Here is a 25,762-nt window from a genome sequence, read left to right on the forward strand (position 1 = left end):
TGGGAATACCAGCCTCTCGGTGATGGCTTCCACGTCGGTGGCCAGTCGACCGAACGCGTAGTCAACCTGACCACTGTGCGGCCCGGGGGGCCGTTTCTCACACCAGAAAGCGAGTGCCGTGCCTAAGAAAGCAACCAAGACCGTCGTCTCTCCCGACCAGCTGAAGGTCAAGGACGGCGAAGACCCGTGGACCAAGGACGAGCTCAACGAGGTCGTCGACGAGCTCCACGAGATGAGGGCTCACAGCCTCGAGGTGCTCACCGCTCTCGAGACCGAGCTCTCCGGCCTGATGAAGGACTCCGGCGACGGTGCCGGTCAGGATCAGGCGGACATGGGCGCGACCAGCTTCGAGCGTGACCACGAGCTGACCGTGGTCAACAGCGAGAAGGACAAGCTCGCTCAGATCGAGCGTGTCCTGGGATACCTCGAGGACGGGACGTACGGCATCTGTGAGTCTTGCGGAGAGCCGATCGGGAAGATGCGGCTCATGGCGTTCCCGCGTGCCACACTGTGCATGACATGCAAGCAGCGCGAGGAGCGTCGCTGAGCGACGCGCATACCGGTCCTGAGTCCGACGTGCGTCCTGTTCGATGGGCAGAGTTCGCGGCCGTCGCAGTGTTTCTGCTGGTCCTTGACCAGATCACGAAGCTCTGGGCGGTCGCGACGCTCGTTCCCGGACAGCCGCAGGAGCTGATCGGCTCAGTGCTGCAGCTCAACATCATCCGCAACCCGGGAGCAGCCTTCTCGACGGGCACCGGGCACACCTGGGTCTTCACGACCCTCTCGATCGCAGCCACGATCGGAGTGCTCTGGTTCGCGCGCCGGGTGCGTCACCGAGGCTGGGCCCTGGCGCTCGGCATCCTGGTCGCCGGCGTCGCCGGCAACCTTGTCGACCGGCTGACGCGCGAGCCCGGGTTCTACGTCGGCCACGTGGTCGACTTCGTGCAGCTGCCCAACTGGCCGATCTTCAACGTCGCCGACATGTGCATCAACGTGGCGGCGGTGATGATCGTGATCCTCTCGTTCAAGGGGATCGGGCTCGACGGGTCGATCGACGGCGGTGCCGACGACAAGCCCGAGAGCGACTCCGAGGACGCGGCCGAGGGCGAGGCGAAGTGAGCTTCGGTCACGCCGACCAGCGCACGCTGCTGGTGCCCGACGGCCTGGAGGGGGAGCGGGTCGATGCCGCGATGGCGCGACTGTTCGGGCTCTCCCGCACCCGCGCCGCCGAGCTGATCGCGGAGGGACTGGTGACCGTGGACGGCGCGCTGGTGGCCAAGAGCGACCGGGTCAGCGCCGGATCGATGCTCGATGCCACGATCCCGTCCCAGGCCGATCCGCTGGAGATCAAGCCGGAGATCGTCGAGGGCATCAAGATCATCTACGACGACGACGCTCTCGTGGTGATCGACAAGCCCGTCGGCGTGGCCGTGCACCCCTCGCCGGGCTGGCAGGGCAAGACCGTCGTCGGGCACCTCGTGGCGGCCGGCTTCCGGATCTCCACCTCGGGTGCGAAGGAGCGCGAGGGCATCGTCCAGCGCCTCGACGTCGGCACCTCGGGTGTGATGGTGATCGCCAAGTCCGAGCACGCCTACTCCGTCCTGAAGAACGCGTTCCGGCAGCGTACGGTCGACAAGACCTACCACGCGCTGGTCCAGGGCCACCCGGACCCGCTCGAGGGGACGATCGACGCCCCCATCGGGCGCAACCCGAAATACGACTACAAGTTCGCGGTCCGTGCCGACGGACGCCACTCGGTGACCCACTACGAGACGCTCGAGGCACATCGGTTCGCCTCGCTGCTGAAGATCCATCTCGAGACCGGGCGCACCCACCAGATCCGCGTGCACATGTCGGCGCTGAAGCACCCCTGCGTGGGAGACCTGACCTATGGCGCCGACCCTGCGCTCGCGCGCCGCGTCGGGGTCGAGCGGCAGTGGCTGCACGCGGTGGAGCTCGGCTTCGACCACCCGGAGACCGGTGAGTACGTCACCTTCGAGTCGACCTACCCCGACGACCTCCAGCACGCCCTCGATGTCATCCGCGACTCCGACTGAGGCCGTGCTCCGCCCGGCGGAGCCAGAGGACATCGCCGAGATCGTCAGCACCTATGTCGAGGCCCGCGCCGCTGCGCCGATGCCTCCGCCGATCTACCCGGTCTCCGACATCCGGGAGTGGCTCGCGGTGAAGGTCCTGGCCCCGCAGCAGGGGTCGCAGGTCTGGGTCGCGGAGGTCGCCGGCGAGGTCTCCGCCTTCGCCGCCTTCACCCCGACCTGGCTCGACGACCTCTTCGTCCATCCGCGCGCCCAGGGCACCGGCCTCGGCACCATGCTGCTCGATCTGGTGAAGTCGACGGCCCCCGACGGTTTCGGCCTGTGGGTCTTCGAGATGAACACCCCCGCCCGGGCCTTCTACGCCCGCCACGGTCTGCGCGAGGTCGAGCGAACCGACGGCTCCGCCAACCAGGAGAAGACCCCCGACGTACGGATGGCTTGGCCCTAGCCGAGGCGTCACCCCGGGCGGTCGAGGCGTCACCCGCGTCGGCCGAGGTGGCGCGCCGATGCCTACTCGGCCGACGTACCTGACGCCTCGGCCTGCAGGTGGGACATCTCGGCGGCGATGAGGGCGATCTCGCGAGGGCCGACGCGGCAGCAGCCGCCGACGTACCCGGCCCCGGAACGGATCCAGGAGAGGGCTTCGCCGGGGCGGAAGTGGGGAGCACCGGTCCAGGCGCCGTCGGCGTACGTCTCTCCGGTGTTGGGGTAGACGACCGCGGGCTCACCGGTGGCGGTGGCCAGCTCGATGGCGGCGGGTACGTCGGCCGGTTCGCAGCAGTTGACGCCGACGGCGACGACCGAGCGGATCTCGGCGGCGAGCGCCAGGGCGTCGGCGAGGGGCTGGCCGGCACGGGTGCGGGTGCCGGTGCAGGAGTAGGAGAACCAGACCGGGAGGCCGATGTCGTCGAGGAGGTCGACGAGCACCTCGGCCTCCTCGACGTCGGGGATCGTCTCGACGGCGATGAGGTCGGGGTCCTCGGTCTCGAGCAGGGCCAGCCGCGGCGCGTGGAAGTCTCGGAGGGTCGCCGGGGAGACGCCGTAGCGGCCGCGGTATTCCGAGCCGTCGGCGAGGTAGGCGCCGTAGGGTCCGATCGAGGCGGCGACCAAGCGGCCGGGAGCCTCGGCGGCGACCTCGCGGGCGAGACGGACGCTGCGGCGCAGCAGCTCGGTGGCGTAGGTCTCGCTCATCCCGGCCTCGACGAAACCGGGCACGCTGGCCTGGTAGCTGGCGGTGGTGGCGACATCGGCGCCGGCGGCGTAGTAGGCGCGATGGACCGCGGCGATCTCCTCGGGTGACTCGTCCAGCAGCCGGGCGGTCCAGAGGGCCCCGGAGACGTCGCGGCCGCGTGCTTCCAGCGCGTTGGACAGACCGCCGTCGAGGATCGTCACCATGACCAGACTCTATCCCGGCGGCGTACGCCCCAGATCCCCCACTTGTCGGTGGCGAAAGGTAGGCTGGAGCCCTTCCCCCAGGTTGTCCGTGCGCACGTCGAACGGGCCCCTGCGCCCACCGTTCCACGTACGACCTCGAGGAGGGCTCCACGCCCATGGCGGCCGGCTCCAAGGACTCTTTCGTCCACCTGCACGTCCACACCGAATACTCGATGCTGGATGGTGCCTCGCTCCTCGACGGTCTGTTCAAGCGGACCAGCGAGCTCGAGATGCCGGCGATCGCGATGACCGACCACGGCAACATGCACGGCGCCTACGACTTCTGGAAGAAGGCGAAGGCCCACGACGTCAAGCCGATCATCGGCATCGAGGCCTACATCACGCCGAACACCCCGCGCTCGGAGCGCAAGCGGGTGCGCTGGGGCAAGGGCGACGCCGCCCAGGAGGGCGGCGACGACGTCTCGGGTGGTGGCGCCTACACCCACATGACGATGTGGGCGGAGAACACCGAGGGGATGCACAACCTCTTCCGGCTCTCGAGCCGGTCCAGCCTCGAGGGCTACTACTTCAAGCCCCGGATGGACAAGGAGATCCTCGCCGAGCACTCCAAGGGGATCATCGTCTCCACCGGCTGCCCCTCGGGCGCGATCCAGACCCGGCTGCGGCTGGGTCAGTGGGAGGAAGCGCTCAAGGAGGCCGGAGAGCTGCAGGACATCTTCGGGAAGGACAACGTCTTCCTGGAGCTGATGGACCACGGCATCTCCATCGAGAAGCGGGTCCGCGACGACCTGCTCAAGCTCGGCAAGACCATGGGCATCCGGCCGGTGGCCACCAACGACTCCCACTACAACAACCCCGAGGACGCTGCAGCCCACGAGGCGCTGCTGTGCGTCCAGTCGGGCAGCCGGATGACCGAGCCGCCCTACTCCAAGGGCGGCAAGCGGTTCGCGTTCGAGGGCAGCGGCTACTACATCAAGTCCGCCGCCGAGATGCGTGAGCTGTGGGGTCAGCAGGACCTGATCGAGGCCTGCGACAACACCCTGCTGATCGCCGAGCGCTGCGACGTCGAGTTCACCGAGTCGACCGGTGGCTACATGGCGCGCGCCGACATCCCCGAGGGCGAGACCGAGGAATCCTGGCTGCGCAAGGAGACCTGGCGCGGCATCGAGCTGCGCTATCCGGGCGAGAAGCTGACCCAGGAGGTCAAGGACCGCGTCGAGTTCGAGATCGACGTCATCCTGCAGAAGGGCTACCCGGGCTACTTCCTGGTGGTTGCCGACTTCATCCAGTGGTCGAAGAACAACGGCATCCGGATCGGTCCGGGCCGCGGTTCGGGTGCGGGCTCGATCGTGGCGTACGCGTTGAAGATCACCGACCTCGACCCGCTCGAGCACGGACTCTTCTTCGAGCGGTTCCTCAACCCCGAACGTCCCTCGATGCCTGACTTCGACATCGACTTCGACGACCACCGTCGTGGCGAGACGATCAAGTACGTCACGGAGAAGTACGGCGCGGAGAAGGTCGCCCAGATCGCCACCTTCGGGCGGATCAAGGCGAAGCAGGCGATCAAGGACGCCGCCCGCATCCTCGACCACGGCTTCGCGATCGGTGACCGGATCACCAAGGCGCTGCCGCCCGACGTGATGGGCAAGGGGGTGCCGCTCAAGGAGCTGTTCAACCCCGACCACAAGCGCTACGGCGAGGGTGGCGACTTCCGCGCCCTGCACGACACCGACCCCGACGTCCGCAAGATCTACGAGACCGCGCTCGGTCTCGAGGGCCAGATCCGGCAGACCGGCATCCACGCGGCGGGCGTGATCATGGCCTCCGAGCCGATCATCGACATCGTCCCGCTGATGGAGCCGAAGCAGGACGGCCAGGTCGTCACCCAGTTCGAATACCCGACCTGTGAGTCGCTCGGTCTGGTCAAGATGGACTTCCTGGGCCTCTCCAACCTCCACACCCTCGAGGACGCGCTGGCCAACATCCGGGCCAACCGCGACATCGACCTGGTGCTCGAGGAGGTCCCCTTCGACGACAAGCCGACCTACGAGCTGATGCAGCGCGGCGACACGCTCGGCGTCTTCCAGCTCGATGGTGGTGGCATGCGCGCCCTGCTGCGCTCGATGCTCCCCGACCGCTTCGCCGACATCACCGCGGTCTCCGCGCTCTACCGGCCCGGTCCGATGGGCGCCGACTCCCACAACAAGTACGCCCACCGCAAGAACGGCCGCGAGCCGATCGTGCCGATCCACCCCGAGCTCGAGGAGCCGCTCGCGGAGGTGCTGGGGGAGACCTACGGCCTCATCGTCTACCAGGAGCAGGTGATGTCGATCGCCCAGGTCCTGGCGGGCTTCTCGCTGGGACAGGCGGACAACCTGCGCCGCGCGATGGGTAAGAAGAAGAAGGCCGAGCTCGACAAGCAGTACGCCGGGTTCCAGGCCGGCATGCTCGAGCGCGGCTACTCCCAGAGCGCGATCGACACCATCTGGGAGATCCTGCTCCCGTTCTCCGACTACGCGTTCAACAAGTCGCACTCGGCGGCCTACGGCGTGGTCACCTACTGGACCGCCTACCTGAAGGCCAACTACCCGACCGAATACATGGCCGCGCTCTTGACCTCGGTCAAGAACGACAAGGACAAGATGGCGATCTACCTCAACGAGTGTCGCCGGATGAAGATCGCGGTGCTGCCGCCGGACGTCAACGAGTCCTCTCACGACTTCACCGCGGTCGGTAGCGACATCCGCTTCGGTCTCACCGCGGTCCGCAACGTCGGGGCCCAGGTCGTCGACGGGATCGTCGAGGCGCGCACCTCGAAGGGCCGCTTCGAGAACTTCAACGACTTCCTCGCCAAGGTGCCCGACCGGGTCTGCAACAAGCGTGTGATCGAGTCGCTGATCAAGGCCGGCGCCTTCGACGACATGAAGCACCTGCGACGGTCGCTGGTGGCGATCCACGAGACCGCGGTGGACCAGTACGTCGACATCAAGCGCAACGAGGCGATCGGTCAGGACTCGCTCTTCGGTGGCCTCGACGAGGCCGACGGAGGCGACTTCGGGATCTCGGTGACCATCCCCGAGATGGACGAGTGGGACAAGATGACCCTGCTCGGACACGAACGCGAGATGCTCGGCCTCTACGTCTCCGACCATCCGCTGATGGGCCTCGAGCACGTGCTCGCCAATGGCACCGACTGCACCATCGGCCAGCTGATGACCGACGAGTCCCGGCCGCACAACGCCACCGTCACGGTGAGTGGCCTGGTCACGAATGTGAACCGCCGGATCACCAAGAAGGGCGACGCCTGGGCGACGGTGACCCTCGAGGACCTCGAGGGCTCGGTCGAGGTGCTGCTCTTCCCTTCGTCCTACCAGCTCGCCGCGCCACATCTGGTCGAGGACTCGATCATCCGGGTCAAGGGTCAGCTCTCCCGCGACAAGGACCAGCCCGAGCTGCGCGGCCAAGAGGTCACCGTCCCGGACCTGACCGGCGGACCGGGCGCTGCCGGGGGCCCGGTGGTGATCTCGCTGCCGTCTACGCGATGCACGCCGCAGGTGATCGCCTCGCTGCGCGACGTACTGACCACCTATCCCGGCGTAGCCGAGGTCAGGCTACGGTTGATGACACGGGACGCGACCCGGGTCATGAAGCTCGATGACCGGCTGCGGGTGGCACCGACTCCCGAGCTGTTCGCCGACCTCAAACACCTCCTCGGACCAGGATGCCTGACAATCTGATCGTGCCGCCGCCACCCAGTCTCTACGCGCCCGATCGCCGCCCTGCCCGCCCGGACCTGTCCCGTCCGGTGCTCGTGCAGGTGGCGATCATCGTCGCCGCCTTCGTCGTCGGAGGTCTCGTCGCCGGCTACGCCGCGGCGACGTTGTGGCGTCCGCCCACCGGGATGGTGCTCGACGGGAAGTGGTATCGCGGGCTCATCTCGATCGATCCGCCGACCATCGCGCAGAACATCGATCAGGGCGTCTTCGCGGCGACCGGATGGTTCTCTGTCTGCGCGATCGCGCTCGGCCTGCTGGTCGGGATCGCAGCCGCAGTGTGGCTCCATCGTTCCGAGATCGTCACGCTGGCCGCCGTCACGGTCGGTGGTGCGATCGGGGGCGCACTGATGCTGCTCGTCACCACGCTGCTCTCACCCGAAGACCCGAACCGGCTCGCCAAGCGCGCCGCCGACGGCGCTGTCCTGCCCGACAGCTTCCAGCTCGCCTCGCCGTGGCTGATCCTGCTCGTCCCGGGATCGGCGATGCTGGCCCTGATGGTGATCTTCCTGATGTGGGCTCCCCGCGAAGGCGCCGAGCCGGGGCACCTCGACGAGATCGATCGCCGAGTCGGCGCGAACTGACCGTCTCGTCGGCGAGGCGGCGTCTAGCGGGCGATCGGTGCTGTGGTGGCGTACGTGATCTTGATCAGGTCCGAGGGGGACAGCTCCAGGTCCAGGCCACGGCGACCGCCGGAGACGAAGACGGTGTCGTAGGCCAGGGCTGACTCGTCCACGACGGTCGGATGCGACCGCTTGTGGCCGACGGGGGAGATGCCGCCGGCGACGTACCCGGTGGCGCGCTCGGCCGCGGTGACGTCCGCCATCTGCGCCTTGGAGCCATCCAGCGCGCGGGCCAGCGCCTTGAGATCGAGCTGGCCGGTGACAGGGACGATGCCGACGACGAGCTTGCCGTCGAGGGAGGCCATCAACGTCTTGAAGACGCGCGCGGGATCGACGCCCAGAGCCTCGGCGGCCTCCAGGCCGTAGGACTCGGCGCGCGGGTCGTGCTCGTAGGGGTGGAGCGTGTAGTCGATGCCGGCCCCAGTCAGGGCGACGGTCGCCGGGGTGCCCCCACCGGCTCGTTTCCCGGCCTGCTTCTTCGCCATCAGTTGGGCGACCACTTCGTGCGAGCGACCTCCGTGGCGGGCAGCGAAGGGATGACGTTCATCGCCTTGAGCTCGGCACGGAGCAGATCGATGGCCATACCGAGGCGAACCCCGGCATCGGGCGCCTCCAGCAGAGCCTGCCGGTCGGGCATGGGCAGGGGAGTGGTCGCCGAGATGGTCCAGGAGAGGAACTCCGGGTCCTTGGGGAGCGATCCGGTGAACGGGTCGTCACGGAACTCCTGCAGCGCGGCGCGATAGGCCGTGAAGGTCGCCCGGGCGCTGTCGACGATGGCACTCGGGACGGCGACCTGCTCCTCCGGGATCTCCTCGACGTCGGCGACGGGGAAGTCGCCCGAGGTGATCAGGCTGTCCATCCGGATCCGGTCGACGGCGAGCACCTCGACGTCGAAGGAACCATCGTCGTGCCGATCCACCTCGGTGATCAGCAGCTTCACGCCGACCCGGTAGAGCGACTGAGCGCCGGTCTCGCCGACCTCGTAGCCCTCGCGGATCGCGACCGAACCGAAGTGACGCTCCTCCTCGTCCAGGCGGAGCAGATGGTGCATCATCGCGCGATAGCGGTCCTCGAAGACCCGCAGCGGCAGCGTGACGCCCGGGAAGAGGACCGCGTTGAGCGGGAACATCGGCAGCCGCTGGCGCTCGTTCACGCCGCCACCTCCGTGGCGCGACCGCCATGGTACGGAGGCGGCGGCGTGTGGATCGTCTGGTTCACTCGCTGGCGCTCGTTCACGGGCACCAACCTAGGGGGACCGCGGGCATCTTCGCCCGCGGCCCCGGTCCGTGTCTTCTGCTGGGTGTCGGAATCGAGCCGTCAGGCGTCGTACGTCGCCCGGTCGATCTTGGTGTGATAGCGCTGGCCGGTAGCGGATCCGAGGAGCGCTCCGACGAGCATCACGACCAGGAGTACGGCGGCGGCGATCAGGGCTCCGAGGCCGAGCTGATCGGTGCTCAGCCCCACGTTGGGCAGATCGATCTGCTGCATGATGTCGTAGGTCGAGCCGAACAGCGCGCCGGCGGCCGCAGCGATGATCATCACCACGATCGCCACGATCCAGACGCCCAGTCCCTGCCTGCGCGCGTCGAAGCGGGACATCCGCGCGGCGACGTACCCGCCGGCGAAGTAGCCGACGAACATCACCACGGCGAGCGTGATCGCGGCTGCGATGCCGACCGAGTCAGCCACCGACTCGACATCGGCCTGGGTCCAGTTCTGATCGGCGCCGATCGCCGAGGCGACGGCGCTGATGATCGCCCCGAGAAGGACGGTGACGCCGACGGCGACGAGCCAGCCGAAGAAGCAGGCGCCCCAGTTGATGCCGCCGTAGGTGTCGTGGAGGGCGGCACGTCGGCCCTCCACCGCGTGGCGGTGGTGTTCGACGGCGTCGCCCGCGTGGGCGTGCCCGACCTCGCCGCTGGCGCTGTGGGGACGTTCGACACGGTCGTCGTGGCCTACGACCGCCGGACCGCCGGGGTGGTAGTCGCGGGTCGCGGCGTGGTTCTCGTCGAACCCGGTGTGGCTCTCGTCGGCATGCTTGTTCTCTCTGTGGAAAAGTCCGCTCAGTGCCATGACGATCCTCCTTGAGTGGGTCAGTACTCCGAGTACCCGGATCGGCGCGCCGTATGCGTGCTGCGGCACCGGGTCGCGCGACGTCCACGTGGCGTCGGCAGATCGGCTCCTGGGTCCGTGCACTCGTAGACTTGAGGCATGATCCGCCGCATCGACCTGAGGGGTGCCGACCGAGGCACCGCGACAACCGTCTCGGGCTCCGCTTCGACCATCGACTACCGCGCCGCCGTGCCGCGCGCCGAGTTCGACATCGAGGCGGCCACTCATGCGGTGCAGCCGATCATCGATGCCGTGCGCGAGCGCGGGCAGGAGGCGATCGCGGAGTTCTCCGAGAAGTTCGACGGCGTACGTGTCGACGACATCCGGGTGCCGGCGGCCGCGCTGACCAAGGCTCTCGATGAGCTCGACCCCGACATCCGTGCCGGGCTCGAGGAGTCGATCGCCCGACTGCGGGCCACCTGCACCGCCGAGCTCGAGCGGGACGCGGTCACCGACCTGGCGCCCGGCGCCCGAGTGACCCACCGCAAGGTGCCCGTGGGACGCGTGGGGCTCTATGTGCCCGGTGGTCTGGCTCCGCTGGTCTCCTCGGTGCTGATGAACGTCGTCCCGGCCCAGGTCGCCGGGGTGCCCTCGATCGCGCTGGCATCGCCCCCTCAGAAGGAGTTCGGCGGGCTGCCGCAGCCCACGATCCTGGCCGCATGCGCGCTGCTGGGCGTCGACGAGGTCTACGCCGTCGGCGGCGCCCAGGCGATCGCGATGTTCGCCTACGGCGTCGACCCCTGTGAGCGCGTCGACATGGTCACCGGACCCGGCAACATCTACGTCGTGACCGCCAAGCGCCTGCTCAAGGGCCAGGTCGGGATCGACTCCGAGGCCGGTCCGACCGAGATCGCGATCCTTGCCGACGAGACCGCCGAGGCTGCGTACGTCGCCGCCGACCTGATCTCCCAGGCCGAGCACGACCCGCTGGCTGCCTCGGTGCTGGTCACCGACTCCGAGACGCTCGCCGCCGATGTCGAGGCCGAGCTCGAGAAGCAGGTCGCCGCGACCAAGCACGTCGAGCGGATCCGTACGTCGCTGAGCGGCGCCCAGTCGGGCATCGTGCTCGTCGACGACGTGGACCAGGGCGTCGACGTCGTGAATGCCTACGCCGCCGAGCACCTCGAGATCCACACCGCCGACGCGCTGACGGTGGCGGGCCGGATCCGCAACGCCGGGGCGATCTTCGTCGGTCCGTTCGCGCCGGTGTCGCTGGGCGACTACTGCGCCGGGTCCAACCACGTGCTCCCCACCGGTGGCTGCGCGTGTCACTCCTCGGGCCTCTCCGTGCGGGCCTTCACCAAGTCGGTCCACGTCGTCGACTACTCCCGCGAGGGGCTGGCGGCGGTCAAGGACCACGTGGTCACGCTGGCCGAGGCCGAGGACCTCCCGGGCCACGGCGCGGCCGTGTCGGTGAGGTTCTCGTGAGCTGGCCCCCGATCCGGGAAGAGCTCGCCGGCATCGAGCCCTACGGTGCGCCGCAGCTCGACGTGCCGGTTCAGCTCAACGTCAACGAGAACCCCTACCAGCCCTCCGCGGAGACGGTCGCCGACATCGCGGCGAGCGTCGGCGCCGCGGCGCGCAACCTCAACCGCTATCCCGATCGCGAGTTCGTCGCGCTGCGGGAGGAGCTGGCGGCCTACCTGCGCGCGGATGTGCCGAACGCACAGATCACACCGGAGCAGGTGTGGGCCGCCAACGGGTCCAACGAGGTGATGCTGCAGCTGCTGCAGGCATTCGGCGGCCCGGGCCGCACCGCGATCAGCTTCGCGCCGACCTACTCGATGTATCCGGAGTACGCCCGCGACACCAACACCGAGTGGGTCGTCGGCCACCGCGAGACCGACTTCGCGATCGACCTGGAGAAGGCGCGGGCGCTGGTCGAGGAGACCCAGCCCCACGTCGTCCTGCTGCCGAGCCCCAACAACCCGACCGGCACCGCGCTGCCGCCGGAGGCGGTCACCGCGCTGTGCGAGGCGGTCGGTGACAGAGGGATCGTCGTGGTCGACGAGGCCTACGGCGAGTTCCGGCGCAGCGGGGTGCCCTCGGCGCTCGAGCTGCTCGACCGCCACCGCAACCTGATCGTCACTCGCACGATGTCGAAGGCGTTCGCCGGAGCCGGGCTGCGGCTCGGCTACCTGGCGGCCGACCCGGCGATCTGCGACGCGATCCGCGTCGTACGTCTGCCCTACCACCTCTCCGCGGTCACCCAGGCGGCGGCGAGCGCCGCGCTCCGGCACGCGCCGGAGCTGCTCGGCTACGTCGCCTCGCTCCGTGAGGAGCGAGACGCGCTGGTGGCATGGCTGCGTGAGCAGGGGCTCGAGGTGGCCGACTCGGACGCCAACTTCGTCCTCTTCGGGCGCTACGCCGACCGGCACGCGGTCTGGCAGGGGCTGCTCGACCGCGGGGTGCTGATCCGCGAGACCGGGCCCGAGGGATGGCTGCGGGTATCGGTGGGCACGCCCGACGAGATGACCGCCTTCAAGCAAGCTTTGACCGATGTGAACGGAGCACGCGCATGAGTTCGGCAAGGACTGCCCGCATCGAGCGGGAGACCTCGGAGTCGAAGGTCGTCGTCGAGGTGAACCTCGACGGCACCGGGCGGGTGGACGTCTCGACGGGCGTCGGGTTCTACGACCACATGCTGACCGCCTTCGGACGCCACTCGCTGGTCGACCTGACCGTCCACGCCGAGGGCGACGTGCACATCGACGCCCACCACACCGTCGAGGACACCGCGATCGTGCTCGGCCAGTGCCTCCGTGAGGCGCTGGGGGACAAGAAGGGCATCCGCCGTTACGGCGACGCGACCGTCCCGCTCGACGAGGCGCTCGTACGCTGCGTCGTCGACGTCTCCGGCCGGCCCTACTCGGTCCACACCGGCGAGCCGGAGGGCCAGCAGTATGTGCTGCTCGGCGGCTCGGGCGTGCCCTACCTCGGCTCGCTGACCCAGCACATCTTCGACTCCATCGCTCACCACGCCCACCTGACGATGCACGTCAACGTGCTCGCCGGGCGGGAGCCGCACCACATCGTGGAGACCCAGTTCAAGGCGTTCGCACGAGCGTTCCGCGACGCCGTCGCCTACGATCCGCGCGAGACCGGGATCCCGTCGACGAAGGGTGCCCTGTGACTCCGTCCGTCGTCGTCCTCGACTACGGGTCGGGCAACCTTCGGTCCGCGGTGCGTGCCGTCGAGCGCGCCGGTGCCTCGGTCGAGCTGACCGGTGACCTCGACGCCGCGATGGCGGCCGACGGTCTGCTGGTGCCCGGCGTGGGTGCGTTCGAGGCCTGCATGAAGGGCCTACGCGCGATCCGCGGCGAGCGGATCATCGCGCGGCGGCTCGCCGGCGGGCGCCCCGTCATGGGGATCTGCGTCGGCATGCAGATCCTCTTCGAGACCGGCATCGAGCACGGTGTGGAGACCGAAGGCTGTGGTGAGTGGCCCGGTGTGGTCGAGCGGCTCCAGGCGCCGATCGTTCCCCACATGGGCTGGAACACGGTCGACGCGCCTGCGGGCACCTCGCTGTTCGCCGGAGTCGAGAAGGAGCGGTTCTACTTCGTCCACTCCTACGGCGTACGCGACTGGACCCTGGTCACCAACGACCGGACCGTCGCGCCCTTGGTCACCTGGGCGGAGCACGGTGGAGACCGGTTCGTGGCTGCCGTCGAGAATGGCCCGTTGACCGCCACCCAGTTCCACCCGGAGAAGTCCGGCGACGCCGGTGCCGCGGTCCTGCGCAACTGGGTGCTCTCCCTGAAGGCGGCCTAGGTGGCCCAGACCGGAGCCCGGGCGAAGGCCCGTGCCGAGCGCGAGCGGCTCGCGGCGGTCGCCGCCGAGGAGCGGGCCGCTCGCCAGTCCAAGGAGGCCGCGCGTCGCGCTCGGAAGGCGCGGTTGACGGGGTGGATCCCGGCGCGCCGGTCCCGTCCCGCGAGCGCGCTCGCGGAGCGGCGGCGGCGCAACGTACGGATCCTGGTTGTGGTCCTGCTCCTCCTCAACGCGCTGGTCTACCTGGTCACCCAGGACGTCGGGACGGTGATCTTCGCAGGCATAGCATCGGTGCTGGTTGCGCCTGTGGTCTACACGCTGCTCTTCCGCCGTTAGGGTTGGCACATGGCGAAGACCACCTGGACCGACGTGGATCCGGAGGCCTTCGTCGCGGCTGTCTCGCCGGAGAAACGTCGCCAGGACGCAGCGGCGCTGCTGGAGCTGATGCGCCGCGTCACCGGGGTCGCGCCGCGGATGTTCGGCACCTCGATCGTGGGGTTCGGCGACTACCACTACACCTACGCCAGCGGCACGGAGGGCGACGCGCCCGCTGCGAGCTTCTCGCCACGCAAGGCTGCCTGCGTCGTCTACCTCAACGACGGCATCTCCGCCCACGAGGAGCTCCTCGCGCGTCTCGGCCCGCACACCACCGGCGTCGGCTGTCTCTACCTCAAGGATCTGGCGAGGGTCGACCTGGAGGTTCTCGAGAAGATCGTCCGGCGCTCCTACGCCACCCTCACCGCCGGCACCTACGGCCAGCGCGCCGCGGAAAGATGAGCCGGTGATCGACGACTTCGCGAAGGCTCATCTGCACGACAAGATCCGCGGCGTACGAGACGCGCTGGTGTGGAAGCTCGAAGGGCTCTCCGAGGACGACATCCGCCGCCCGATGACCCCGACGGGCACCAACCTGCTCGGGCTGGTCAAGCACAACGCCCTCTCGGACGCCCGCTACTTCGGCGAGGTCTTCGACCGTACGCCGCCGCTCGACCTGCCACCCTGGGACACAGCCGGGTGGTGGGGCGCTACCCACCGCGCCACGGAGGACGAGAGCCGCGCTGACATCCTCGACCTCTACGGGCTGGTCGGGTCGCACGTGGACGCCACCGTCGAGGCACTCCCGATCGACGCACCCGGCTACGTGCCGTGGTGGGACGAGGAGGTCATGCTCTTCAACGTCATGGCCGCCCGGCTCTGCGACGCCACCCGTCACGCCGGCCACGCCGACGTCCTCCGTGAGTCGATCGACGGTGCGGTCGGCGTCAACCGCTGAGTCGCCCGGCCCCACGAAGACTTCTACTGACCGAGCGCACACGATGGTTACGGATGTGACGAATGAGGCGCCTCAAACGTCACATCCGTCACGACGGTGTGCATCCGTAGGGTGCTCTGAGCGGACGTCTTCGGGCGGATCGCCCCCGGAGGTACTGTCGACCTATGAGCACCTATGAGGTCTCCAAGTCTGCGGTCCTGCCGTGCGACATCGGGCGCGCTCACGATCTGATCAACGACTTCCGCGAGTGGCCGGCCTGGTCGCCGTGGGAGGAGCTCGATCCTGACATGTCGCGCACCTACTCGGGTGCGGACGCGGGCCTCGGGGCGCGCTATGCATGGTCGGGCAACAAGCGCGCGGGTGCCGGTGCGATGGAGATCATCGAGTCGAGACCGGACCGCATCGAGGTTGCGCTGGAGTTCTTGAAGCCGTTCAAGAGCCGGAGCACGGTGAGCTTCGACTTCGCCACGGTTGCCGACGGCACCCGGGTGACCTGGACCCACGCCGGCTCGGTGGGTGGTCTGGTCGGCCTGGTCGCCAAGGTCTACCCGATGGAGAAGGCGATCGCGCCCGACATGGAGAAGGGGCTGGCCAAGCTCGCGACCGTGGCTTCGCGACCCGCGGACGCGGACTGATCCAGGGCACCTGGGGCCATCCGGCGGTCCTCGCGGCAGCCGGCTCGTACGGCTCTCGAATCCGGTTGTGCAAGCGGCCGGGCACGTCCTACGTTGCCGGACATGACACCTCGTCGGTTCGGGATCTGCATCGATGCGAACGACCCGGAGCGGGTCGCGGGATTCTGGGCGGCGGTGCTGGGACGCGAGATCGAGACCGGAGACGACGAGGTCAGGCTGGCGCCACGGGCCGAGGAGGATCTCCGGATCCGGTTCCTGCCCACGGACACGGCCAAGACGTTGGCGAACCCGCACCATCTCCACCTGACCAGCCGGTTGCCCGAGGACCAGCAGCGGACGGTGGACCGGCTGATCGGCCTCGGCGCCACGCACCTCGACGTGGGCCAGCTGCCGGAGGAGGACCACATCGTGCTCGGCGACCCGGAGGGCAACGAGCTGTGCGTCATCCCGGCCGGCAACAGCTGGCTGGCCGGAACTGGGTCCCTCGGCGAGGTCGCTGCCGACGGATCCCGGGACAACGGAATGTTCTGGAGCGCGGCGCTCGGCTGGCCGCTGGTCTGGGACCAGGACGGCGAGACCGCGGTAGCTACCCCGTCCGGCAGTGCCAAGGTCGCCTGGGGCGGGCCGCCGCCGGTGCCGCGCGGACCCCGGGACCGGTTCCGTTTCGACCTGATCGCGCCCGAGGAAACGGGTCCCGAGGACGAGATCCGTCGCCTCGTCGATCTCGGTGCGACCCTGGTCGACGAGACCCGCGGTGCGGGTCGATGGGCGAGGATGGCCGACCCGGATGCGTACGAGTTCGAGGTGCTGGCGTCTCGCTGAGTCGGTCTGTTCATCAAGGTACGCAGCCGAACCATCGCTTCCCGTGAGGAGCTCCACGAGGGAAGTGACGGTTGGCCTGCATACCTTGCTGAACATCCCGCCGTCTCGCAGCCGGACGGCGGGGCAGGAGCGGCGGCGTACAGAACATAGGATCGTCCCCATGGGTGACTACCTCGAGCTTCTGCCGGCCGTCGATGTGAAGGGCGGGCAGGCGGTGCAGCTGGTCCAGGGCGTGGACGGGTCGGAGAAGCGGTTCGGCGATCCCTTCGAGGCCGCGCTGAGGTGGCAGGAGACCGGCGCCGAGTGGATCCATCTGGTCGACCTCGACGCCGCGTTCGGCCACGGCAACAACCGCGAGATCCTCGCCGGGATCGTCGGCAAGCTCGACATCAAGGTGGAGATGAGCGGCGGAATCCGCGACGACGAGTCCCTCGAGGCCGCGATGGCCACCGGGTGCCGCCGCGTCAACATCGGCACCGCCGCGCTGGAGAACCCGGAGTGGACCCGGCAGGCGATCGCGACCTACGGCGACCGGGTCGCGGTGGGTTTGGACGTACGTGGTCGCACCCTCGCCGCGCGCGGCTGGACCAAGGACGGTGGCGATCTCTACGAGACCCTCGCCCGCCTCGACTCCGAGGGCTGCGCGCGTTACGTCGTCACCGATGTCAACAAGGACGGCATGCTCCAGGGTCCCAACCTCGACCTGCTCCGCGCGGTCTGCGAGGCCACCGACCGCCCGGTCGTGGCGAGCGGGGGAGTGACCACGATCGACGACATCGAGGCGCTGATGGGCCTGGTGGAGGTCGGCGTGGAGGGTGCGATCGCCGGAACGGCGCTCTACACCGGCTCCCTCGACCTCGCCGAGGCGCTCGACCTCACCCTCGGCCGGCCGCGCGGGGACCAGTCATGACGTTGGCCGTACGCGTCATCCCGTGCCTCGACGTCGACGCCGGTCGCGTCGTCAAGGGGATCAACTTCAAGGAGCTGCGCGACGCCGGTGACCCGGTGGAGCTGGCCGCGACCTACGACAAGGAAGGCGCCGACGAGCTCACCTTCCTCGACATCTCGGCCTCCCACGAGGGGCGGGCGACGACGCTCGAGATCGTCACCCGCACCGCCGAGCAGGTCTTCATCCCGCTCACGGTCGGTGGCGGGATCCGCAGTGTCGAGGACGTCGACCGGATGCTGCGTGCCGGCGCCGACAAGATCGCGGTCAACACCGCCGCCATCGTGCGCCCCGAGCTGATCGCCGAGATCGCCGATCGCTTCGGCAACCAGGTGCTCGTGCTGTCGGTCGACGCCCGCCGGGCGCCGGGGACCGACTCCGGCTTCGAGGTCACCACCCACGGTGGCCGCACGTCTGCCGGCCTCGACGCGATCGAGTGGGCAGCGAAGGCCGTCGAGCTCGGCGCCGGTGAGATCCTGCTCAACGCGATGGACGCCGACGGCACCGAGGACGGCTTCGACATCGACCTGATCAAGGCCGTACGCAGCGAGGTGACCGTCCCGGTCATCGCCTCCGGCGGCGCCGGCAGGTCCGAGCACTTCCCGCCCGCGGTCGAGGCCGGCGCCGACGCGGTCCTCGCGGCCACCATCTTCCACTTCGGCAAGGTGCGGATCGGCGAGGTCAAGCAGGCGCTCTCCGGCGCCGGCGCTCCGGTTCGCTGACGGGACCGGCGACTAGGCCGTGTCTCCCAAAGACACGGCGGCCGCGAGCGGCGTTTCGGGCCGATCTGGCCAGGCGTCCGCCGCGAAGACATCCTGACGGCTGTCGAGTGGCGGCAACGCAGCCAGATCGGATGCGAAACGTCGCGTAGCGGGCGTGGATTTGGGAGACACGGCCTAGCCCAGCAGCGAGCTCGGGATCTGCCCGTGGCGTACGCGCTGGGGGTGGTTCCCGACGTCGAGGTAGGCGAGCTCCTTGCCCGTGCGGAAGTCGATGACGGCGACCGCGTCGGCGTCCGACAGCGACGCCCAGCAGGTGTTGCCGAGGCCCTCGGTGGTCCAGTAGGGCTTGCCGTAGTAGTGGCCGGTGGTCTCCTCGTCCAGCGTCGTGAACTCGCCGGTCGCGCGGTCGACCATCGCGACGTAGTCGTCCATGGTGCCCGCGGCGCACAGCGTCTTGCCCTGGGAGTCGATGGAGAGGCCGTGGTGGGCGGAGTCGTTGACATAGAGCTCGCGCGGCAGCTGGGTGCGCTTGGGCAGCGGGATGACGCGCGTGACGGCACCGGTGCGGGGCTCTTCGACGGTGCCGGTGGGGTAGCCGACCTTCCCGTCGATGTCGGCCGCCTGGGTGTCGAACTCGACCAGACCGTGCAGGAACGACATCTGGAAGTAGATGAACCGCTCGCCGGGAGCGACCGCCATGGGACGTACGGCTGAGGAGATCGCGGGGTAGCCGGCCTCCTCCAGCTCCTTGCCCATCTCCCAGCGCTGGGAGATCCCGAAGCTGGACTCGTCGACGATCTCGAACCAGCGGTCGCCCTTGACCGCATCGTGGATCGGGCCGATCTTGATCGGTGGGAGCAGGTCGGTGCCGGGGATGGTGCCGAGACCGAGCTGGTCGAGGTTGAGCAGCGGCAGCGAGTCGAGGGAGATCTCCTTCTGGTCGCCGGGCAGGTAGACCCGGCCGATGGAGGCGTGGAAGATGCGCGAGCCGTCCTCCGAGTAGTTGTTCTCATGGGGTGTCTCGCCGGACTCGAACGTACGCAGCCGCTCACCGGTCCGCGGGTCGCCCGCACCGCCCATCCAGTACTCGTGCACCGACCGGGAGGTCGAGTCGGAGACCAGCAGCTTGGTCCCGTCGGGGGAGAGGCCCATGTGATCGGTGCGGTGGCCGTCCATCTGCTGCTCGACGACGATGGGGTCCGGGGAGCCGGCGAGCGCCTTCTCGATGTCGATCCAGACCACGTCGGCGAGGCTGGGACGCGAGACCGCCAGCAGTCTTCCGTCCCGGGTGGTGAACATGTCGTCCACGAGCTGGTCGTTGCCCTCGCCGGGGCCGTAGCGGACGAGGTAGTAGTAGGCCAGGCGCTCGGGATCCTGGTGGATCGCAGCGATCTCCTCGTCCTTGTCCGGGACCAGGTCGACCCCCTTGCGCAGCACCTCGAGGCTGCGAGCGTCGACGATCGAGGCCGTCCCGTCCCAGTTGTTGCCCACGACCATCACGTCCCGCAGCGTCGGCGGTGCGGCCGCGCTCAGGGCGGGGACGGCTGCGGTGAGCGAGAAGACGAAGAGCATGGCGACGGTGACTGCTGCCGCACGACGCATCGCGGGACCTCCTGGGGGATTCGGTTATCTCGAATACAACCCCTCGGGCCGCCCGGAGGTTACGGGCGGGGCGGCCGTCTCCCGGCGGCCCCACCCGTTGCGGATCAGGCTGGTGCCTGCATCAGCTCGGCGAAGGTGATCGCCTTCTTCGGCGCCTCGACCTCGTAGGTCTCACCCCAGCCCGTCATCGTCATGTCGATGCTCTGGCCGGCGATCTCGAAGCTCACCTTCCGCATCAGGTCATCGGCGTCGAGCCAGTAGTCGTAGACCAGGCCGTCCTCCAGGTTGACCTTCTCGAGCGCCTCGGTGTCGATGCCGGCGTCCTCGGGGAGCTTCTTCGGGTCAACGGTCACCTCGTAGTGGGTGGTGTCGGCGCCGTCCAGCTTCTCCTCACCGATCTCCTTGACGGCGGTGACTGCGGGGCTGATGTCCTCGGCCTGCGACGTCGGGTTCATCGAACCCATCTCGGAGACGGCCGCGCCGAACGGGTCGTTGGGGTCGTCCGGGTCGCTGACGATCCACTGGTCGCCCATGTCGGCACTGTGGACGTACCACTTCTCCTCGGCCAGCACGATCTTCATCTCGTCGCCGTCGACGTCCATGGTGATGTTCGCCGCCAGATCGGCCACGAGTACACAGCCATAGCTCGTTCGGGCCAGGGGGCGTAGTCCGATCGGGGTGGGACCTCCCGGCGGCGACCGCCGGTTCAGAAGCCGAGGCTGGTGTTCTCCAGCTGGGTGATCTTCTCCGCGGGCCCGTCGAAGGTGAGACCGCGCACCTCGTGTCGCCCGAAGCAGAAGAGGATGAGCTCGCTGGCCGGCCCGGTGATGGTCACCGGCTCGTCGCCGGCGCGGAGGGTGGCGGAGTCGGCGCCGTCGCTGACCACCAGCGGTGTGCGAGCGGACCTGACCAGGCCCTTGCCGAACAGCTTCAGCGTGCGCCAGAGGTCACGCTCGACGGCGGCGGGCAGCGTACGCGGCTCCCAGCCTGACTGGGCGCGGCGGAGGTCTTCGTGATGGACGAAGAACTCCACCGTGTTGACCGCCTTCTCGATCGGCTCGAACGAGAACGGCGTGCCCTTCGGGTCGCGGAGGCGAGCCGCCAGATCCTCGTGCGGCTGGGCGGCGTAGGCGGCCTCGGCCCTCCTCAGCACGGGCGCGAGCGGCGGCAGGAAGATGCCCGGTGCGGCCCACGGCCGACGCTCGCGCACGAGCAGGTGCACCAGCAGATCCTTGACCTCCCAGCCCTCGCAGAGCGTGGGGGCCGTCGGCCCCAGAGAGACGGCGGTGTCGCACAGGGCGAGGCGTTCGGATCGCGCGAAGGAGGCCACGGCCGCACCTTACCGATCACCTGACATCGGGGCGGCCCCAAATTGATTCGTCGCATTCACGGTGCTGACCTAGGCTTTACCTCGCGATGAGTGACGAGGATCCAACACCCCAGCGGGCCACGACGACCGACGGGTTCAAGGTTCTCGGAGTGGCGATCCGGCGTGAGTGGGCGGTCTTCACGCTCTCGACGCTCGGGTCCGCGCTCTTCGGCGCGTTGACCGTCGCCGATGCCTGGGTGCTGGGCTGGTCCACCGACCACGTGCTGGTGCCCGCGCTGCGGGACGGCGAGATCGGCGCCGGTTGGCTGTGGGCGGTGGTCGGGCTCTTCGTCGGCGTCGCGATCCTGCGCGCCATCGGGGTGGTGGCGCGCCGGCTGGGGGCGGGCGTGATGCAGTACCGCATGCAGGCGCACTCGCGCCGTGCGGTCACCCGGCAATACCTGGCGCTCCCGCTCGCCTGGCACCACCGGCACCCGACCGGCCAGCTGCTCTCCAACGCCAACTCCGACGTGGAGGCGTCCTGGGCGCCGATCGCGCCCCTGCCGATGGCTGTCGGGACCCTCGCGATGATGGTGATCGCGGTCGGGCAGATGTTCTGGACCGACGTCGTCCTGGCCTCGGTCGCGATCCTCGTCTTCCCGGCCGTCGTCGTCGCCAACCTGGTCTTCCAGCGGTTCTCCTCGCCGCTGATGACCCGTGCCCAGCAGCTGCGCGCGGAGCTGTCCGCGATCGCCCACGAGTCCTTCGACGGCGCCCTCGTCGTCAAGACGCTGGGGCGCGAGGCGGAAGAGACCACCCGGTTCCGGGAGAAGTCCCAAGAGCTGCGTGACGTCAACATCCGCGCCGGCCGCATCCGTGCCGCCTTCGACCCGATCCTGGCCGCGCTGCCCAACATCGGGGTTCTCGCCGTCCTGGCGGTCGGTGTCGGCCGTGTCTCCAGCGGTGCCGCCGCGCCGGGAGACGTCGTCCAGATGGGCTTCCTGCTCACCATCGTCGCCTTCCCGATCCGTTCCTTCGGATGGCTGCTGGGGGAGTTCCCGCGCAGCGTCGTCGGCTACCGCCGGGTGCGGCGGGTGCTGGACGCGACCGGACGCCTGGTCTACGGCACGGCGCGGACGAGCCGCGAGCCCACCGGTGCGCGAGTGCGGGTCGACGGCGTCTCCTATGCGTACGCCGACGGCCCGACGCTCCTCGACGGCGTCGACTTCGAGGTCGAGCCCGGCCGCACCGTGGCGATCGTCGGCGAGACCGCCTCGGGCAAGAGCACCCTGACGATGCTGCTGGCCCGGCTGGTCGACCCGGAGACGGGCCGGATCACCCTCGACGGCACCGACCTGCGCGACCTGGGTGCGGGGGAGTGGGCGCGGGTCGCGGCGCTGGTGCCGCAGACCGCGTTCGTCTTCGACGACTCCGTACGCGGCAACGTCACCCTCGGCGCCGACGTCACCGACGACGACGTCTGGTCCGCCCTCAAGGCGGCTCAGGCCGACGGCTTCGTCGCCGCGCTGCCGAACGGCCTCGACACCACCCTCGGTGAGCGCGGAGCGAGCCTGTCCGGCGGCCAGCGCCAGCGCCTCGCCCTGGCCCGAGCCCTCGTACGCCGCCCACGGCTCCTGATCCTCGACGACGCCACCTCGGCGGTCGATCCCGAGGTCGAGCAGCGCATCCTCGCCGCGCTGCGGAGCAGCGCAGACAGTGGAGTGCTGCGAGACGGCTCCAGCGACACCAGCCTCATCGTGGTCGCCTACCGCAAGGCGACGATCGCGCTCGCCGACGAGGTCGTCCACCTCGAGGACGGCAGGATCCGCGACCGCGGCACCCACACGGAGCTCCTCGCCCGCGATGAGTCCTACGCCCGCCTGGTCAACGCCTACGAGACCCCGGAGGCCGTCCAGTGACCGTCACCCTCGAGCCCGAGACCCGGGTCGGCAGCGGCGAAGAGCTCGGCGCCATCGAGACCATCCGCCGGGGCATCAAGCACTCTCCGGAGCTGGTGGAGGGCATCCGCGGCACCATGGCGCTGGCGGTGCTCGCGAGCGTCGGCCAGGTCGTCGTGCCGGTCGTGGTCCAGCAGACCCTCGACAACGGGCTGAGCGGCCCGGGAGGTCCTGACCTCGGCTACGTCCTGCGCGCCGGTCTGATCGCCGTGGTCGCCATCGCCGTCACCGGCTGGGCGTCGTTCGCGATGACCAGCCGGCTCTTCACCGCCGCCGAGCGGGGCCTGTCGACGCTGCGTACCAAGGCATTCCGGCATGTCCACGACCTGCCGATGCTCACCCAGTCGACCGAGCACCGCGGCGCGCTGGTCTCCCGGGTGACGAGCGACGTCGACCAGGTCAGCCAGTTCATCGTCTTCGGCGGCCTGCTCTTCATCGTCAGCATCGGGCAGATGCTGATCGCCACCGTCGTGATGGTGGTCTACTCCTGGCAGCTCGCGATCCTGGTGTGGCTCTGCTTCGGTCCGCTCTTCCTGAGCCTGCGGTTCTTCCAGCGCAAGCTGTCCGCGGCCTACACGCTCTCGCGTCGCCAGGTCGCCAAGATGCTCTCCGCCGTCTCCGAGCCGGTCGTCGGGGCGGCCGTGGTGAAGGCCTACGCGGTCGAGGACCGCACGCAGGAGCGCATCGACCGCGAGATCGATGCCACCAGCGCCGCCCAGATCAAGGCGCAGGCCTACACCTCGATCTTCTTCAGCCTCGGTGGCCTCTCCGGCGGTCTCGCCAACGCCGGTGTCATCGTCGGCGGCGTCCTGCTGGCGTTGGCCTACCGGGGCACCGGGGGAGCGCTGAGCGTCGGCGAGATCCTCGCGTTCGCGTTCCTGGTCACGCTGTTCGTGGGTCCGGTGCAGATGGGCACCCAGATCCTCACCGACGCGCAGAACGCGATCGCCTCCTGGCGGCGCACGATCGGGATCCTGGACACTCCTGCCGATCTGGTCGACCCGGGCAGCGACGGCACGGTCCTGCCGCGGGGCCCGCTGTCGATCGAGTTCGACGCGGTCACCTTCGCCTACCCCGGCGGCCGCCCGGTCCTGCACGACATCTCCTTCGAGATCGCCCCCGGCAGCAGGGTCGCCGTGGTCGGCGAGACCGGATCGGGGAAGTCGACGATCGCCAAGCTGCTCACCCGGGTCATGGACGTCACGCACGGACAGGTCCGACTCGACGGCGTCGACGTACGCGACATCGGCAACGCCTCACTGCGCACCAGCGTCGTGCTCGTCCCGCAGGAGGGTTTCCTCTTCGACTCCACGCTCGCCGAGAACGTCCGCTACGGCCGTCTGGACGCGACCGACGAGGAGATCGTCGAGGCCGCCGGAGTGCTCGGTCTGGGCGACTGGCTGGCCGGTCTGCCCGACGGGGTCCGGACCCACGTCGGGCAGCGCGGCGAGTCACTCTCGGCCGGCGAGCGTCAGCTGGTGGCGCTGCTGCGGGCCCAGCTCGCCGATCCCGACCTGCTGGTCCTCGACGAGGCCACCTCCGCGGTCGACCCGCGTCTGGAGATGCGCATCAACCGCGCCCTGGAGCGCCTGATGAGCGGACGCACCTCGGTCACCATCGCCCATCGCCTCTCCACCGCTGAGGCTGCTGACGAGGTGCTCGTCGTCGATGCCGGCCAGCTCGTCCAGCGAGGACCGCACGCCGAGCTGGTGGCGCAGCCAGGTTCGACGTACGCACGCCTGCACGCCTCGTGGGTGGCCCAGCAAGGCAGCTGATCCGGTGCGCGATACTGGAGGCGTGACTACTGGACCCGCGAGCGAGGGCCTGGACCCCGCCATCGCCGACCGCCTCAAGCGCAACCCCGACGGGCTGGTGCCCGCGGTGGCCCAGCAGCATGACACCGGCGAGGTGCTGATGCTCGGCTACATGGACGACGAGGCGCTGGCGCGCACGCTCGCCACCGGGCGAGCGACCTACTGGTCCCGCAGCCGCCAGGAGTACTGGGTCAAGGGGGAGACCTCCGGCCACCGGCAGTACGTCAAGGAGGTGCGCCTGGACTGCGACGGCGACACGATCCTGCTCAAGGTCGACCAGGAGGGGCCCGCCTGCCACACCGGCGACCACACCTGCTTCGACGCCGGCCTGATCTCCGGTGCCGCCTCGTGAAGGCTTTCGGCCCGACCATCACCGCCGGTCTCGCCGGCGCGGCTCTGGCCGCGTGGGCCGGTTCCAACGAGTGGGTGAAGGTGACCGCCCCGGCCCAGATGCCGGCCGACCTCAACGACTCGCCGGCCACCACCGGTCTGGCCCTGGTCGCCCTCGCGGCCTGGGGCGTGGTCCTGGTCACCCGTGGCCTCGTACGCCGCCTGGTGGCCGCCCTCGCCGGCCTGGCCGGGATCGGGGTGATCGTCACCTTCTTCGGCCACCCCGGGATCGACGCGCTCGGCCGGGCGATCGACTCCGAGGTCGTGTGGGGTGAGACCGAGCACACCACCACCGTGTGGCCCTATCTGGCACTGCTCGGCGCCGTCCTGACCGTGGTAGCTGCCGTCGTCGCGGTGCGCTCGGCGCCGTCGTGGCCCGAGATGGGCCGCAAGTACGACGCCCCGGCCGCCGCGAAGCCCGAGCAGAAGCCCCTCGAGGAACAGTCCACGATCGACGTCTGGAAGTCTCTGGACGAGGGTCGCGACCCGACAACAGGGGATCAATGAATACACTGCAGCCAAGCCCACCTGGATCGCTTCGGGCTTCGCTTCAGCAAAGAACT

General features: G+C 69.3%; 28 protein-coding genes. 21 read left to right on the forward strand and 7 right to left on the reverse strand.

Annotated elements, in window-relative coordinates:
- Window positions 1-118 precede the first annotated feature (118 nt).
- From WBG06_RS19700 to WBG06_RS19715, 4 genes are read left to right on the forward strand one after another with little or no spacing between them, the layout of a single operon-like run.
- The gene (locus tag WBG06_RS19700; RefSeq protein ID WP_008363012.1) at window positions 119-547 is read left to right on the forward strand and encodes a TraR/DksA family transcriptional regulator; all 429 of its coding nucleotides are present in this window, start codon (window positions 119-121) and stop codon (window positions 545-547) included.
- Window positions 520-1,119, forward strand: a complete 600-nt coding sequence (gene lspA, locus WBG06_RS19705; protein WP_336738663.1) for a signal peptidase II — start codon at window positions 520-522, stop codon at window positions 1,117-1,119. The genes WBG06_RS19700 and lspA overlap by 28 nt, the downstream gene beginning before the upstream one ends.
- Entirely contained in the window at window positions 1,116-2,057 is a 942-nt protein-coding gene (locus WBG06_RS19710) for an RluA family pseudouridine synthase (RefSeq protein ID WP_336738664.1), read from the forward strand. The genes lspA and WBG06_RS19710 overlap by 4 nt, the downstream gene beginning before the upstream one ends.
- Before the next feature lie 4 nt (window positions 2,058-2,061).
- The gene (locus WBG06_RS19715) at window positions 2,062-2,502 is read left to right on the forward strand and encodes a GNAT family N-acetyltransferase (RefSeq protein ID WP_336738665.1); all 441 of its coding nucleotides are present in this window, start codon (window positions 2,062-2,064) and stop codon (window positions 2,500-2,502) included.
- 62 nt (window positions 2,503-2,564) lie between these two features.
- Here WBG06_RS19715 and mmuM read toward each other — a convergent pair whose 3' ends face one another.
- Window positions 2,565-3,449 (reverse strand): homocysteine S-methyltransferase, encoded by an 885-nt coding sequence (gene mmuM, locus WBG06_RS19720; protein WP_336738666.1) that lies wholly within the window; start codon window positions 3,447-3,449, stop codon window positions 2,565-2,567.
- A gap of 155 nt (window positions 3,450-3,604) precedes the next feature.
- Between mmuM and dnaE the strand changes: the two genes are divergently transcribed.
- Both dnaE and WBG06_RS19730 read left to right on the forward strand, forming a co-directional pair.
- A complete protein-coding gene (dnaE, locus tag WBG06_RS19725; protein WP_336738667.1) occupies window positions 3,605-7,189 on the forward strand; it encodes a DNA polymerase III subunit alpha in 3,585 nt (1,194 codons plus the stop codon).
- Window positions 7,190-7,191: 2 nt separating this feature from the next.
- A complete protein-coding gene (locus tag WBG06_RS19730; RefSeq protein WP_336738668.1) occupies window positions 7,192-7,809 on the forward strand; it encodes a hypothetical protein in 618 nt (205 codons plus the stop codon).
- Window positions 7,810-7,832: 23 nt separating this feature from the next.
- On the opposite strand, the gene ybaK is transcribed toward WBG06_RS19730, so the two are convergent.
- From ybaK to WBG06_RS19745, 3 genes are all read right to left on the reverse strand, one after another.
- On the reverse strand, window positions 7,833-8,333 hold the full coding sequence (gene ybaK / locus WBG06_RS19735) for a Cys-tRNA(Pro) deacylase (RefSeq protein WP_336738669.1): 501 nt from the start codon (window positions 8,331-8,333) through the stop codon (window positions 7,833-7,835).
- Complete coding sequence (locus WBG06_RS19740; protein WP_336738670.1) at window positions 8,333-9,001, reverse strand: LON peptidase substrate-binding domain-containing protein; 669 nt, start codon at window positions 8,999-9,001, stop codon at window positions 8,333-8,335. The genes ybaK and WBG06_RS19740 overlap by 1 nt, the downstream gene beginning before the upstream one ends.
- Before the next feature lie 164 nt (window positions 9,002-9,165).
- Window positions 9,166-9,921: a hypothetical protein gene (locus WBG06_RS19745; protein WP_336738671.1), complete on the reverse strand. Its 756-nt coding sequence runs from the start codon at window positions 9,919-9,921 to the stop codon at window positions 9,166-9,168.
- Window positions 9,922-10,059: 138 nt separating this feature from the next.
- On the opposite strand from WBG06_RS19745, the gene hisD reads away from it, so the two are divergent.
- The 11 genes from hisD to hisF all read left to right on the forward strand — a co-directional run bounded on the left by hisD (window position 10,060) and on the right by hisF (window position 18,126).
- Window positions 10,060-11,388 carry a histidinol dehydrogenase gene (gene hisD / locus WBG06_RS19750; RefSeq protein ID WP_336738672.1) on the forward strand — a complete coding sequence of 443 codons (1,329 nt, stop codon included), beginning with the start codon at window positions 10,060-10,062 and terminating at the stop codon, window positions 11,386-11,388.
- Window positions 11,385-12,482 (forward strand): histidinol-phosphate transaminase, encoded by a 1,098-nt coding sequence (locus WBG06_RS19755; RefSeq protein ID WP_336738673.1) that lies wholly within the window; start codon window positions 11,385-11,387, stop codon window positions 12,480-12,482. The genes hisD and WBG06_RS19755 overlap by 4 nt, the downstream gene beginning before the upstream one ends.
- On the forward strand, window positions 12,479-13,093 hold the full coding sequence (gene hisB / locus WBG06_RS19760) for an imidazoleglycerol-phosphate dehydratase HisB (protein ID WP_336738674.1): 615 nt from the start codon (window positions 12,479-12,481) through the stop codon (window positions 13,091-13,093). Before WBG06_RS19755 ends, hisB begins: the two co-directional genes overlap by 4 nt.
- Window positions 13,090-13,731: an imidazole glycerol phosphate synthase subunit HisH gene (gene hisH / locus WBG06_RS19765; protein WP_336738675.1), complete on the forward strand. Its 642-nt coding sequence runs from the start codon at window positions 13,090-13,092 to the stop codon at window positions 13,729-13,731. Before hisB ends, hisH begins: the two co-directional genes overlap by 4 nt.
- Complete coding sequence (locus WBG06_RS19770) at window positions 13,732-14,064, forward strand: hypothetical protein (RefSeq protein ID WP_336738676.1); 333 nt, start codon at window positions 13,732-13,734, stop codon at window positions 14,062-14,064. It begins immediately after the preceding gene.
- Between the two features lie 9 nt (window positions 14,065-14,073).
- Complete coding sequence (locus WBG06_RS19775) at window positions 14,074-14,505, forward strand: DUF1801 domain-containing protein (RefSeq protein WP_336738677.1); 432 nt, start codon at window positions 14,074-14,076, stop codon at window positions 14,503-14,505.
- 4 nt (window positions 14,506-14,509) lie between these two features.
- The gene (locus WBG06_RS19780) at window positions 14,510-15,001 is read left to right on the forward strand and encodes a DinB family protein (protein ID WP_336738678.1); all 492 of its coding nucleotides are present in this window, start codon (window positions 14,510-14,512) and stop codon (window positions 14,999-15,001) included.
- Window positions 15,002-15,165: 164 nt separating this feature from the next.
- On the forward strand, window positions 15,166-15,636 hold the full coding sequence (locus tag WBG06_RS19785; protein WP_336738679.1) for an SRPBCC family protein: 471 nt from the start codon (window positions 15,166-15,168) through the stop codon (window positions 15,634-15,636).
- A 102-nt stretch (window positions 15,637-15,738) separates the two neighbouring features.
- Window positions 15,739-16,458 carry a VOC family protein gene (locus WBG06_RS19790; protein ID WP_336738680.1) on the forward strand — a complete coding sequence of 240 codons (720 nt, stop codon included), beginning with the start codon at window positions 15,739-15,741 and terminating at the stop codon, window positions 16,456-16,458.
- Window positions 16,459-16,618: 160 nt separating this feature from the next.
- On the forward strand, window positions 16,619-17,368 hold the full coding sequence (gene priA / locus WBG06_RS19795; protein ID WP_336738681.1) for a bifunctional 1-(5-phosphoribosyl)-5-((5-phosphoribosylamino)methylideneamino)imidazole-4-carboxamide isomerase/phosphoribosylanthranilate isomerase PriA: 750 nt from the start codon (window positions 16,619-16,621) through the stop codon (window positions 17,366-17,368).
- Window positions 17,365-18,126 carry an imidazole glycerol phosphate synthase subunit HisF gene (hisF, locus tag WBG06_RS19800; RefSeq protein ID WP_336738682.1) on the forward strand — a complete coding sequence of 254 codons (762 nt, stop codon included), beginning with the start codon at window positions 17,365-17,367 and terminating at the stop codon, window positions 18,124-18,126. Before priA ends, hisF begins: the two co-directional genes overlap by 4 nt.
- Before the next feature lie 174 nt (window positions 18,127-18,300).
- Here hisF and WBG06_RS19805 read toward each other — a convergent pair whose 3' ends face one another.
- The 3 genes from WBG06_RS19805 to WBG06_RS19815 all read right to left on the reverse strand — a co-directional run bounded on the left by WBG06_RS19805 (window position 18,301) and on the right by WBG06_RS19815 (window position 21,058).
- Complete coding sequence (locus WBG06_RS19805) at window positions 18,301-19,728, reverse strand: YncE family protein (protein WP_336738683.1); 1,428 nt, start codon at window positions 19,726-19,728, stop codon at window positions 18,301-18,303.
- Window positions 19,729-19,832: 104 nt separating this feature from the next.
- Window positions 19,833-20,357, reverse strand: a complete 525-nt coding sequence (locus tag WBG06_RS19810) for a hypothetical protein (RefSeq protein WP_336738684.1) — start codon at window positions 20,355-20,357, stop codon at window positions 19,833-19,835.
- 77 nt (window positions 20,358-20,434) lie between these two features.
- On the reverse strand, window positions 20,435-21,058 hold the full coding sequence (locus WBG06_RS19815; protein ID WP_336738685.1) for a TIGR03085 family metal-binding protein: 624 nt from the start codon (window positions 21,056-21,058) through the stop codon (window positions 20,435-20,437).
- Between the two features lie 86 nt (window positions 21,059-21,144).
- On the opposite strand from WBG06_RS19815, the gene WBG06_RS19820 reads away from it, so the two are divergent.
- The 4 genes from WBG06_RS19820 to WBG06_RS19835 are packed head-to-tail and all read left to right on the forward strand — an operon-like array spanning window position 21,145 to window position 25,706.
- Window positions 21,145-22,956, forward strand: coding sequence for an ABC transporter ATP-binding protein (locus WBG06_RS19820; protein ID WP_336738686.1), 1,812 nt, complete (start codon window positions 21,145-21,147; stop codon window positions 22,954-22,956).
- Window positions 22,953-24,770, forward strand: coding sequence for an ABC transporter ATP-binding protein (locus WBG06_RS19825; protein WP_336738687.1), 1,818 nt, complete (start codon window positions 22,953-22,955; stop codon window positions 24,768-24,770). Before WBG06_RS19820 ends, WBG06_RS19825 begins: the two co-directional genes overlap by 4 nt.
- Before the next feature lie 22 nt (window positions 24,771-24,792).
- The gene (hisI, locus tag WBG06_RS19830; RefSeq protein WP_336738688.1) at window positions 24,793-25,161 is read left to right on the forward strand and encodes a phosphoribosyl-AMP cyclohydrolase; all 369 of its coding nucleotides are present in this window, start codon (window positions 24,793-24,795) and stop codon (window positions 25,159-25,161) included.
- Entirely contained in the window at window positions 25,158-25,706 is a 549-nt protein-coding gene (locus WBG06_RS19835; protein WP_336738689.1) for a Trp biosynthesis-associated membrane protein, read from the forward strand. The genes hisI and WBG06_RS19835 overlap by 4 nt, the downstream gene beginning before the upstream one ends.
- Window positions 25,707-25,762 lie beyond the last annotated feature (56 nt).

This window comes from Nocardioides sp. CCNWLW239, assembly GCF_037137035.1.
Classification (GTDB): Bacteria; Actinomycetota; Actinomycetes; order Propionibacteriales; family Nocardioidaceae; genus Nocardioides.